Raw genomic sequence first — 12,453 nt, 5'->3', positions numbered from 1 at the left:
GTGACTCAGTGTGACTCGGTGGTACTCAGTGTGAAATTGGTTTGATAATACCATAAAAATGAGCAAGATGACCGATCATCACATTGATGGTTATTTCGACTATGTTGTTCCGCCCCTTGAGGGATTATGGAAGCAGGAGGATATGCCGGGGATCGACTACAGACGCAAAAGCGACCTTATATGGACAGCTATGATAAGACTTCCCGAGTTTGTAACGAAAGCCGAGTTTGACCGGGCAGCTGAACAGGCTTCCGCAAAGAAAAAGCTTGACTGTTCAAGGGCTGAGTTCATGTCATACGAGGAGGGACTCTGTGTGCAGTGTATGCATATCGGCTCTTATGATGACGAGCCCGCAACTGTTGCCGCTATGGACAGCTATGCCGTCAGTATGGGCTATGATACCGACATTACGGATAAACGTCAGCACCATGAGATATACCTTTCAGACCCGAGAAAGACTGCTCCCGAAAAGCTTAGGACAGTTGTACGTCACCCGATAAAGAAGAGGGGATAAAATGAAACAGTATATAGTTGACGCTTTTACGGATAAGCTGTTCGGCGGTAATCCTGCGGCTGTCTGTGTTGCGGACAGCTTCCCCGATGATAAGCTGATGCAGGACATAGCCTCTGAAAATAATCTCTCGGAGACTGCCTTTGCGGTCAGAGAGGACGGCGGATACCGTCTCAGGCTCGGCGCACTGCATGATAGCCCCCTACTGGTGCAGGAGACTCGGCAGGGACTCTATAACAGCATTTCAGGCATCATTGCGTACAGGAGTACTTAACTGTACAGCCTGCGGGGACAGGGTGAAGATATCAGGAAAAGCGGTGCTGTTTTCGGCTGCCGATATAAAAATCAGATAAGGCGATATGTACAAATCATAAGCGTTTTTTTGTGAGTTCCTACAAAGATGAAAATAGCTATTGACTCTCACGTTACGTCATGGTCTATACTGTAATCACACGAGAGGAGTTGGTAACATGATGACGGTAAAGCAGGTCAGCGAGCTGACGGGAGTGAGTATACGCACTCTCAGGTATTACGACGAGATAGGGCTTCTGCCCCCTGCGGACCATACCGAGGGAGGATACAGGCTGTATGACGATACGGCTCTGGAAAGGCTCCAGCAGATATTGCTTTTTCGCGAACTGGAGTTTCCGCTCAGGGATATAGTCCGCATTGTGAACAGTCCCGACTTCGACCGCAAAAAGGCTCTTGAACAGCAGATAGAGCTTCTTGAAATGAAAAAGGAGCATCTTGAGAACCTCATCAGCTTCGCTCGCGGAATAAAATTATTAGGAGTGAGAGCAGTGAATTTTTCTGCATTTGACACATCAAAGCTTGATGAATACGCAAAACGCGCAAAGGAACAGTGGGGCGATACTCCCGAATATAAGGAACTGAAGGAGAAAGAGAGCCACCGCACTCCCGAGGAAGAGAAGCAGCTTATGGAGCGCTTTATGTCGCTGTTTGCGGAGTTCGGCGAGCTGAAAAGCGGCAGTCCCGACAGCAATGAGGCACAGGCTATGGTAAAGAAGTTACAGGACTTCATAACCGAGCACCTGTATACATGTTCGGATAAGATACTCGCAGGCTTGGGCAAAATGTACGCAGGCGGCGGTGAGATATCGGAAAATATTGATAAGGTCGGCGGCAAGGGCACTGCAGATTTTGCAGCGGCGGCTATTGAAGCTTACTGCGGAAAATGAATACTATATAAGGCAGAAAGCCGCTCAGAACCGTATATCACAGTTCTGAGCGGCTTAGCTTTTTAATCCTTTGCCATAGGGTCGAGACTTGCAAATTTATGGAGCAGATACTCCTGTATCCTGAGGGCGTCGTTGGAAGTGATGCCCTTGCTGCTGATATCAACGTCTCCGTTTGTTATGCCCTGATCGGTGATGTGCTTGTCATCAGTGCCGTTTACTCCGTATTTGTCGGGATTTGCAAGGCTCTGCATGATGAGCACCGCGTCTGACATATCGACTTCGCCGTCACAGTTTACATCGCCCCATATGATCGTTTTTGGCTCTTCTGATGTAGTTGTTGTTATTGGTTCTGTTGTTGTAGTGGTCGTTTCGGTGGTAGTCGTTGTTGTTGTTTCAGCAGTTGTGGTCGTTGTCGTAGTTGTAGTTGTGGTAGTAGTTGTTGTAGTAACTATCTCGGGTTCTTTCACGAAAACAGTGTAATTGATAACATTTCCTGTCATGCCGTTAGTTCCGAGAACTACCTTCTGACCTGCATCGACCGACTTTTTATAGGCAGCGAATGTAACGCCGTTGCTTGTCTGAGCTGTAAGATCTGTTCTTGTGTAGCTGCCGAGCCATGAAGGAACAGAATTTGCTTCCTCCTCACGGGTATCGACGAGTACATATACCTCAGTCTTATCGGCAGTTGTGAACTCTGCAAGGTCGCTGTCTGTGTTCTTGGAATTGCAGGCAGTCATGATGTACTCGCAGTTTTCAAGCTCTGAGGGGAGAGATGTGTATGTAAAGTCTCTGTCACCGTATATTAGACCGCCTGTACCGTTGGACTCCATGAGCTTCCATGAGCCCGAGTTGGTTCTGTCCTTAACGAGGAAGTTCTTCACAAGCTTTCCGTTTACAGGCTCGGGAGGAGTATTGTTTAGCTTTACGTCAGGTCTTGCAGGGAGCTGAGCCCCAGTGCCGAGATAGAAGCTTGTGTGAGGCGGCTGATTGTACGAGGACTGCTGACAGCCGCACTGCATACGGTACTGCATATCGTGCATGAGAGTAGTAATGCGGTACTTTGTCTCTGTATTGGTACACCATACACGGAGCTTTGAGTTATCCTCGGTCCTGAGGACGAGCTCCTCGCGCCAGTCGCCGAAGAGGTCTGCCGTAAGACAGGGAACTGCCTTTGTGTCGTTGTTTGAAGCACAGCCAGAAGCTGTAAGTATAGTCTGATACTGATCTATACCCGTTGCCTTTGTGATATAGATATTGTCCAGCAGTTCACGCTCTAAGTCACCGTCCCAGTAGATAAGGAAGTTGGTGGAAGGCTGCTTGCTTCCTATCTGCTTGCCCGAAACATCGTACACATTATATGCAGGTCTTGAGCCCCAGAACTCCGCGCCGCTGTTGCCTGAGATTATATTGTCCGCGCAGCAGCGTCCCGTATCCTTGTCGCCGTCGTAATGCCAGATTATCTGACCGTTTTTGCCGTCAACAAGAGAAATACCATAGCTGCCGCTCTCGTGGCAGAGGAAGACCTCTATTCCCTCGCGGTTGGGATCAAGGTCGCCCACGTGCATAGCGTCTCCGTGTCCCTGCTTGGTAGACCAAAGGAGCTTTCCGTTATCGTCGATACAGCAGGCGCCCATGCAGACCTCCTGTCTGCCGTCATTGTCGAAGTCCGCCACCATTACATTGTGGTTTCCGCAGCCGTAGGCAGGGTTGCTCGAATCGAATCCGGTATCGAATACCCATTTCTTTGAAAGCTTGCCGTTCACAACGTCCACAGCCGAAAGGGTGAGTCTTGTATAGTAGCCTCTGCCGTAGATGACAGAGGGATGAACTCCGTCAAGGTAAGCGATAGCACAGTTGTAGCGCTCGCAGCGGTTGCCGTAGTTGTCGCCCCATGTGCTCTTGGCGGTATTGCTTGTGGCGTCGCCTCTGAGGACAGGGAATTCGATAGTATCCAGAGCCGCTCCTGTAGCGCCCTCAAAGAGGGTCATATACTCAGGTCCCTGAAGTACGGTACCTGCGCTGTCAAGGTAGTTGGCACTGCCGTTGCCTATGACCTTTCCCGTACCGTCAACGGTGCCGTCGCAGGTCTTTGTGACAAGCTCAGCCCTGCCGTCACAGTCAAAGTCCGCAACAGCCATCTGTGTGTAGTGCTGACCTGCACGGATATTCTTTCCCATGTCTATACGCCAGAGCTTCTTTCCGTAAAGGGTATAGCAGTCGATATACACATTTGCGGTAAAGCCCTGTATGCCCTTGTCGGGGTTGTGTGTCTGAGAATTATCCTTGGAGTTTGAAGGATCCCACTTTACGAATATCTCGTACTGTCCGTCGCCGTCAACGTCTCCCGCGCAGCAGTCGTTGGGAGAGTAAGTATACGCCTCGCCGTTGATAGTTCCGCCTCTCGGGACATCGAGAGGTATATCGAAGTAGCTGCTGTCCGAGGTGAAGCGGCAGTCCTCCGAAGAAACGACATTTCCGTTCACAAGCGTGTCAACACGGTACTTTGAGCTTGAATTGCCCTGTGCGTCCCAGTAGTTGGTGGCTTCTCCCGCCTTGCTCGTGTAGATCAGAGTGTCGTCGCGGAAGAGCTGAAATTCGGCATTGTCGTCATCGTTGGCATTGAATCGCCAGCTGATGAACATACCGCTGCCCGACTTTATGGCATAGATGCCTCTGTCAAGGTACTCCATTATCGCGGAGCCGTTGCCGCCGACTCCGTATGCAGCATCAGCAATGAGTGAGGTGCTCATGCTCAGGTTCGAGCTTACGGCAACAGCGAGAGAGGCAGCCGCTGCCGCGATTTTTTTCAGTTTCAGGTTCATAGTAATTCCCCCAGTCTTATTTTTTTCACGATCTGAGGACCGCAGTCCTTGTCTATTATATTATACACTTTTATTCATAGTTTTGCAATGATTAATCGTATCATTTTTCACACTTTTTTGTCCACAATCGTGCTTCTTATGTAAAATAATGCAGTAATTTTTAATAGGCTATGACATAATATGTCATACCAAAACGGAAAAGCCGCTCCTGTCTTATGGCTTTCCTTGACAATGAGCGGCAGAAATGATATAATATAAAATATTTTTATGAAGGGAGCAATGGATATGGATATCATAAAAAAGGATATTGATGGCGGAAAAGCCTTCGACTGGGGAAGGACTTCCGAAAATTATGCAAAATACAGGGACATTTATCCGCAGGAATTCTATGAGGCTCTTGTAAGCCGCGGACTTTGCGTAAAGGGGCAGTCCGTACTCGATCTGGGAACAGGTACGGGCGTTATACCAAGAAATATGTACGGCTTCGGAGCTGAGTGGACAGGAAGCGATATTTCCGAAAATCAGATAGAACAGGCAAAGCTCCTTGCGGGAAAAGGCGGAATGGATATAGATTTCTTTGCTTCACCTGCCGAGGATATAAGCTTCCCGAGCGGTACTTTTGATGTTGTAACTGCCTGCCAGTGCTTCTGGTACTTTGATTACAAAAAGCTTGTGCCGAAGCTGTATGATATGCTGAAAAAAGACGGCAGACTTGCGGTAATGCAGATGGCATGGCTGCCCTTTGATGACGATATCGCAAGACAAAGTGAGGAGCTCGTACTGAAATACAATCCCTCATGGACAGGGGGCGGCTGGACAAGACGTCCCGTATTTATTGACGATGAGGTGCTGAAAAGCTTTGAGATAGCCGAACGAATTGAGTTCGACGTCAATGTTCACTTTACGCGGGAGAGCTGGAACGGAAGAATGAAAGCCTGCCGCGGCGTGGAGGCTTCCCTGAGCAGAGAGGATACGGAAAAATGGGAGCGCGAGCATATCGCTATGCTGAACAGCACAGCTCCCGATGAATTCGATGTGCTGCACTATGTTGCTATGGCGATACTGAAAAAGAAGTAAAAAAAGAGGTCTTAAAAGACCTCTTTTACTATTTCAGATAGCTTTTCAGGTACTGTCCCGTGTAGGATTTTTCACACTGAGCCACTTCCTCGGGAGTGCCCTGTGCGACTATAGTTCCACCGCCGTCGCCGCCTTCGGGGCCGAGGTCGATGATATGATCCGCTACCTTTATCACGTTCAGGTTATGCTCTATCACAAGGACTGTATTACCCTGATCGGTAAGCCTTTGCAGTACGTCTATAAGCTTGTGAACATCTGCTGTATGAAGTCCTGTAGTGGGCTCGTCAAGGATATAGATAGTACTTCCCGTAGAGCGCTTTGACAGCTCCGTGGAAAGCTTCACACGCTGAGCTTCACCGCCTGACAGGGTAGTTGCGGGCTGTCCTATTTTGATGTAACCGAGACCTACCTCCTGCAAGGTCTTAAGCTTCTTGGCGATCTTCGGGATATGCTCGAAGAACTCAACACCCTCGTCTACGGTCATTTCAAGTACATCGTATATTGACTTGCCCTTGTAGTGTATCTCAAGAATTTCGCGGTTGTAGCGCTTGCCCTTGCAGACCTCGCAGGGAACGTATATATCGGGCAGAAAGTGCATTTCTATCTTGATTATTCCGTCGCCCTCGCAGGCTTCACAGCGTCCGCCCTTAACATTGAATGAAAATCTTCCGCTGCTGTAGCCGTGAGCCTTTGCGTCGGGTGTTTTTGAGAAAAGGTCGCGTATATCCGTGAAAACGCCTGTATAAGTTGCAGGGTTGGAACGGGGAGTGCGTCCGATAGGGGACTGGTCGATACATATTACCTTGTCAAGATTTTCGATGCCTTCCATGGAAGCAAATTTGCCGCATCTTGTCTTTGCACGGTTGAGCTTTGAGGCAAGGTGCTTGTAGATTATCTCATTGACGAGAGAGGACTTTCCCGAGCCCGAGACGCCCGTTATGCATACGAGCTCACCGAGGGGAATCTGTACGTCGATGTTTCTGAGATTATGCTCGGAAGCTCCGTGTACTGTGAGAAATCTGCCGCTGCCGCTCCTGCGCTTCTTCGGGATCTCTATTTTCTTCTTGCCGCTGAGATACTGTCCCGTAATGGAAGTCCTGCATTTCAGCAGCTTGTCCACTGTACCTGCGAAAACCACCTCGCCGCCGTGTATTCCCGCCCCGGGACCTATATCGACAATATAGTCTGCGGCGAGCATGGTATCGTCGTCGTGCTCGACTACGATAAGGGTGTTGCCGAGGTCGCGGAGACGCTTCAGAGTTGCAATGAGCTTGTCGTTGTCACGCTGATGGAGTCCGATACTGGGCTCATCGAGGATGTATAGAACTCCCACAAGAGAAGAGCCGATCTGAGTCGCAAGTCTTATGCGCTGGCTCTCACCGCCCGAGAGAGTGCCCGAGGCTCTTGAAAGTGTGAGATAGTCAAGGCCTACGCTGCTGAGGAAGCCGAGGCGCTCCTTTATTTCCTTGATTATGCGTTCGCCTACGAAGGAATCATGTTCGGAAAGTCTGAGTCCGCTGAAAAATTTAAGACATTCCTTTACGGAGAGGTCGGTTATCTCGCTGATATTCTTTCCGCCCACGGTAACGGCAAGGTATTCGTCGCGCAGTCTCCTGCCGTGACATTCGGGGCAGCTTACCTCGCTCATATATTCCTCTATCTCGTTCCTTGACCATTCGCTGGAGGTTTCCTTATAGCGGCGTTCAAGGTTGTTGATGACGCCCTCGAAGGGAGAGCGGTAGCTGCCGCCGCCCAGTGAGGCAGGACGCTTAAGGTCCAGTGTCTCATCTCCCGTGCCGTACAGGAAAAGATCAAGCTGTTCCTTTTTCAGCTTCTTAACCGGGACGTCGATGGGAACTCCGTACTTTTTGGATATTGCACGGTAATACATGGTAGCGATGGACGTTTCGTCAAGGCTGTTCCAGCCCGAAGCGCTGATGGCTCCGTCCTCTATGGAGAGGTCGGTATTCGGTATTACAAGCTCGGGGTCAATATGGCGGAAAACGCCGAGGCCCGTACATTTCGGACAGGCTCCCACAGGATTGTTGAAGGAGAACATTACGGGTTCAAGCTCTCCTATGCTGATATTATGCTCGGGACAAGCGTAATTCTGCGAGAAGATTATCTCCTCGCCGTCAATGACGTCTGCAATGGCAAGTCCGCCCGAAAGATTGAAAACAGTTTCGAGACTGTCGGCGATTCGTGATTCTATGCCCTCTTTTACAACGATACGGTCAACTATTATCTCAATGTTGTGCTTCTTGTTCTTGTCGAGCTTTATTTCTTCAGTGAGCTCGTACATTATACCGTCGATACGGACACGGACAAAGCCCGACCTCTTGGCGCTCTCAAGCTCCTTTGCGTACTGTCCCTTGCGGTTCCTTACTATCGGTGCAAGGAGCTGGAGCTTCGTACCTGCGGGCAGAGCCATGAGAGTGTCCACCATCTGATCTATGGTCTGCTGTGATATCTCCCTTCCGCAGACAGGACAGTGAGGTATGCCTATCCTTGCATAGAGCAGACGCAGATAGTCGTATATCTCGGTAACTGTTCCTACTGTGGAACGTGGATTTTTTGAGGTGGTTTTCTGGTCTATGGAAATAGCGGGGGAGAGTCCCTCTATGCTGTCCACATCGGGCTTTTCCATTTGTCCGAGGAACATTCTCGCATAAGAGGAAAGGCTTTCCACATATCTGCGCTGACCGTCAGCATAGATTGTGTCGAAGGCAAGGGAGGACTTTCCCGAGCCTGAAAGTCCCGTCATGACTATGAGGCGGTCACGGGGGAGTTCAAGGTCTATATTTTTAAGGTTATTTGCTCTTGCACCCTTAATAATGATCTTATCGGTCATAAAAAGCTCCTTTTTGATGATATCAGATACTTTTACGAGACAGCCGCCGTAAAAGGACGGCGCATACAAATATATTATATCACGGCAGAGCCGTAATTGCAAGCATTGACATATCCTGTGTTTTGCTTTATAATACCATTTATGAAGGAGATGAGAGAAATGGATATAAGAAAGGCTGATATATCGGAGCTTCATCTTGTAAAGGACATAGCACACAGAACTATAAAGGCAGTTTATCCCCATTATTATCCTGCGGGAGCTGTTGATTTTTTCCTCGCACATCACTCGGACGAGCATATAAGAAAAGATATTGAAGGGGGGAGCGTGTTCCTGCTCATTGATGATGACGGAATAACAGCGGGTACGGTGACCGTAAACGGCTGTGAGATAAACAGGCTGTTCGTACTTCCCGAGTTTCAGGGAAAGGGCTTCGGCGGAAGGCTTATCGCCTTTGCGGAGGAACTCATTTCAAAAAGCTTCAGTGAAGCCAAGCTCAGCGCCTCGTTTCCTGCCAAAGCAATATATATGAAAAAAGGCTACAATGCAGTGGAATTTCATAGTATCCTCACCGAAAACGGAGATTATCTCTGCTATGACTACATGAAAAAGGAGCTTCGGAAATGAATATACTCGTCGTGGGCGGAACTCGTTTTTTCGGTATACCAATGGTAAGAAAGCTTATTGCGGATGGTCATGATGTGACACTCGCAACAAGAGGACGAACTCCGGACAGCTTCGGTAATACAGTAAAAAGGATATGCCTTGACAGGAGCGATGAAGCGAGTATTGCCGAGGCACTTTACGGCAGGAGCTTCGATGCGGTCATAGATAAGATAGCTTATTCGTCCAATGACGTTAAAAGACTTCTTGACCATGTGGACTGCGGTAAATATATACTTATGTCCACATCGTCAGTGTATGGAAATATAGGCAGAGGGACTCCCGAGAGCAGCTTTGAGCCTGAAAAATATCCCCTAAGGTGGTGCGAGAGGGCTGACTTTGATTACGGCGAGGCAAAGCGTCAGGCGGAGTGCGCTCTTGTGCAGCATTATCCCAAGCAGGAATACACGGCTGTGCGCTATCCCGTGGTGATAGGCAGAAACGACTATACAGGACGGCTAAAATTCTATGCGGAGAGGATAATATCAGGTGAGCCGATGTTTATTGACGATGCGGAGTCGCAGATGAGCTTCATTGATGAGACCAAAGCAGGAGAGTTCCTTGCGTACGCAGCCGAAAATGACATTTTCGGATCTGTTAACGGGTGCTGCCGCGGAAGTATATCCGTAGGTGAGATCATCGGCTATATTGAGCAAAAAACAGGGAAAAAGGCAGTACTTTCGGAAAATGGCGAAGCTGCCCCCTATAACGGATATCCGACATATGCAGCTCTTGATACCTCAAAAGCCGAAGCTTCGGGATTTGTTTTCGGCGATGTTAAAATGGCTGTGTTTGAGACTATTGACGGATACCTCGGGGAGTATAGTTTATAACTGTTGTTGTTCAAAAACAGCAAAAAAAATAAAAAATCAGGCTTTGTAAGGTAAAGCCTGAATTTTTTTACTATTTGCTTGACAATCTGCCGCTTGCTATGGTATAATATAAAAAGATGTGCCGATGTGATGGAATTGGCAGACGTGACGGACTCAAAATCCGTTGGTGGCAACACCGTGCGGGTTCGACCCCCGCCATCGGCATTCAATAAAACCGCAGGTCTTTTTTCAGAGCCTGCGGTTTTTGGTTTATATATCGTTTTACCCATTCAGTGTTTCGTAAAAATGTTCTGTTTACATTTTTTTATGACGACTGCTGCTTCTGCCGCAGGCAGCGCTTCGGGAATTATTCCCACTCCCCAGATTTCACTCGGTACTAAACGAATTTGTTTAGGTGATTTGTGCCCTGGTATCTCAGTTATACATTTTGCTCTGTACTATACTGCCCACTGATGCCAAGTTATCATTTTATTAGCGCCATGATAACAAAAACCAGCGACTTATAGGAGAATATGTGCCCGGTGGCTTGCTCCTTATTTGGTATTATAGCGCAGATTTTGGCGGTTGTCAATATAATATTACTGCTTTCTAAATATTTCTTTACTTGTTAAACAGTAATTTATTATCTGTTCTTTGAATGGTTCAGCTTCGGGTGGTAATTGTTTTTCTACCTTTTTAATATATTTTGTTTTTGCACAATTCACAAATTTTACTCGCAATTTAGAAATTATTGAATTGTCCAGATACTTATCAATAACAACAAATACAATTGATACTATCAAAGGAACAAAAGATAATAGCTTGCTTTTTGTTAATACTTCCTTAGTAAGTATAGTATCAAGAGCGAATATTACTACAGTTCCAATTATTCCGCATATCATTGGCAAGTAGTTGATTAAGTTTATTACAAATTGTTCGAATATAGAATTTTTAATAATAAACGGAGCGGAATAAGATTTTATCAAGTCATTTGTGAGATTATCGATATGTTTATCCTTTTTGGCATTTTCATCAGAAAGAGATGATATTTGAATATCTTTGGATATTGATTCTCTTGTTGCAAGTTCTTTAAATGACATTGCAACAATATCGTCATTTATATCTTCAAGATCACCTCGCGTTTTTTCTATAATCAAATCCTTTAGCTTTTCAAAACGCTCATAGTCCAAATCAACAAGATTATACTGATGTTTTTCCTTTACTTCATTATAGGTTTGCCTAAAACGAGCATAGAAAGCTCTCAGCAGAAGCATAAGAGTTGTTAAGCGCTGCTGACCGTCAATGATTTCCTGCTTGCCTTCATCATTCTTGAATGTTACAATCGGACCTAGGAAATATTCATCGGTAGTCTTGAAATTATCGCTATTATTCTCAGGAAACGCAAAAGAGAATATATCATCCCACAAAGTCCTGCACTCAGCCTCTGACCAAGCATATGGACGCTGATAGTCAGGTATCAGGAAATCTGTCTTCGGGTCGCTGAACAGTGCTTCTATCGTTTTCTGATCTATGTTTAATTTTGACATTTATGTTACCTCCATTATTGTTCAGAAACACTCTCACCCAAAGCGAATGAACTGTTGAATTTATTCATACTCTTCATAGCAATCTTCATTGCCTGCACAGCTTCTTCAGTGTTCTTGATTTGCTTTTTGAGCTGTTTCTTTTCATCCTTGTCTGCTACATCGGCTTTGAGCCTGAGTTCAACAAGACCTTTTTCAATATCGGTTATATTCTGAACATACTGCTCATATACCGTGTTCGAGTATTCAATATCATGTTCATCGTTCAGGAATATCTCACGAACAGAAACCATAAGTTTAGCTGATTTCATAATAGTATCTTTCTTTCCGAGGACGCCTGCAGCACCGACTGCACCGCCGATACCTGCTCCCACTCCAAGTCCGAGCACTGCACCTCCGCCTACGATTGCCATAGTGCCTCCTGCCATTCCTAATCCGCCGGCTGCGATAGCTCCACCACCGAGATATGCAAGGCAGGCACTTGTCAATGCAGCTCCGCTTAATCCAGCAAAATTAGAGCCTACAAGTGCAACTGCTATCGGACCGGCAAATGCACCCGCAGTAGCAACAACTGCGATAGTAACAACTGCCGTAATTGAAATACTCTTGATAGCGTTTTTTAACACTTCGTTCAATTCGCGGATAACCTTATCATGACATTTCCGAAGCCTTGCGATATATCCTTTTTCATAAAAGCTTTCATTGAAGAATCCATCAAGGAATTTGTCACCATCTGATTTGCTGTATCCGACCAATGGTAAATGCAGTTCTTTGTATTTCGTGCTGGGCACTTCATTTCCCTTTTTATCAATCTCTGTGCTGAGAGGATAATATGGTTCAAATAGCATTGCTTCCAACAGCACAAGCCTAAACCATGGTAGTTCAGGAGAATTGGCATTTACCGCATCATGTAATTCTTGCACAGAATACCAGTGCAGAACGGCATTTTCATCACCAACAAAAGAAGAAAAGCCTTC

General features: G+C 46.8%; 8 protein-coding genes, 1 tRNA gene and 2 pseudogenes. 7 read left to right on the top strand and 4 right to left on the bottom strand.

Annotated features, from left to right (window positions below):
* Window positions 1–58: 58 nt before the first annotated feature.
* The 3 genes and pseudogenes from Q0R37_RS12475 (at window position 59) to Q0R37_RS12465 (ending at window position 1,710) form a co-directional block, all read left to right on the top strand.
* Entirely contained in the window at window positions 59–514 is a 456-nt protein-coding gene (locus Q0R37_RS12475; protein WP_366517432.1) for a GyrI-like domain-containing protein, read from the top strand.
* A 1-nt stretch (window position 515) separates the two neighbouring features.
* A pseudogene (locus Q0R37_RS12470) lies at window positions 516–864 on the top strand (PhzF family phenazine biosynthesis protein).
* Between the two features lie 117 nt (window positions 865–981).
* Window positions 982–1,710 carry a MerR family transcriptional regulator gene (locus Q0R37_RS12465; protein WP_294754809.1) on the top strand — a complete coding sequence of 243 codons (729 nt, stop codon included), beginning with the start codon at window positions 982–984 and terminating at the stop codon, window positions 1,708–1,710.
* 62 nt (window positions 1,711–1,772) lie between these two features.
* Here Q0R37_RS12465 and Q0R37_RS12460 read toward each other — a convergent pair whose 3' ends face one another.
* Window positions 1,773–4,532, bottom strand: coding sequence for a dockerin type I domain-containing protein (locus Q0R37_RS12460; protein ID WP_294754807.1), 2,760 nt, complete (start codon window positions 4,530–4,532; stop codon window positions 1,773–1,775).
* A gap of 285 nt (window positions 4,533–4,817) precedes the next feature.
* Here Q0R37_RS12460 and Q0R37_RS12455 point away from each other — a divergent pair, with 285 nt between their 5' ends.
* Window positions 4,818–5,609, top strand: coding sequence for a class I SAM-dependent methyltransferase (locus Q0R37_RS12455; RefSeq protein WP_294754806.1), 792 nt, complete (start codon window positions 4,818–4,820; stop codon window positions 5,607–5,609).
* Between the two features lie 28 nt (window positions 5,610–5,637).
* On the opposite strand, the gene uvrA is transcribed toward Q0R37_RS12455, so the two are convergent.
* A complete protein-coding gene (gene uvrA / locus Q0R37_RS12450; protein WP_294754804.1) occupies window positions 5,638–8,460 on the bottom strand; it encodes an excinuclease ABC subunit UvrA in 2,823 nt (940 codons plus the stop codon).
* A 159-nt stretch (window positions 8,461–8,619) separates the two neighbouring features.
* On the opposite strand from uvrA, the gene Q0R37_RS12445 reads away from it, so the two are divergent.
* From Q0R37_RS12445 to Q0R37_RS12435, 3 genes are all read left to right on the top strand, one after another.
* A complete protein-coding gene (locus Q0R37_RS12445; protein WP_294754801.1) occupies window positions 8,620–9,084 on the top strand; it encodes a GNAT family N-acetyltransferase in 465 nt (154 codons plus the stop codon).
* Window positions 9,081–9,953, top strand: a complete 873-nt coding sequence (locus Q0R37_RS12440) for an NAD-dependent epimerase/dehydratase family protein (RefSeq protein ID WP_294754799.1) — start codon at window positions 9,081–9,083, stop codon at window positions 9,951–9,953. Before Q0R37_RS12445 ends, Q0R37_RS12440 begins: the two co-directional genes overlap by 4 nt.
* Before the next feature lie 120 nt (window positions 9,954–10,073).
* A tRNA-Leu gene (locus tag Q0R37_RS12435) sits at window positions 10,074–10,157 on the top strand.
* A gap of 374 nt (window positions 10,158–10,531) precedes the next feature.
* Here Q0R37_RS12435 and Q0R37_RS12430 read toward each other — a convergent pair.
* Complete coding sequence (locus Q0R37_RS12430; protein ID WP_294754797.1) at window positions 10,532–11,479, bottom strand: DUF262 domain-containing protein; 948 nt, start codon at window positions 11,477–11,479, stop codon at window positions 10,532–10,534.
* Window positions 11,480–11,493: 14 nt separating this feature from the next.
* Window positions 11,494–12,453: pseudogene (locus Q0R37_RS12425) on the bottom strand (hypothetical protein); the annotation flags it as partial.

The sequence above is a fragment of the uncultured Ruminococcus sp. genome (assembly GCF_946415235.1).
Lineage (GTDB): Bacteria > Bacillota > Clostridia > Oscillospirales > Ruminococcaceae > Ruminococcus.
The sequence above is the reverse complement of the archived record's forward strand: the minus strand, read 5'-3'. Positions and strand labels throughout refer to the sequence as shown.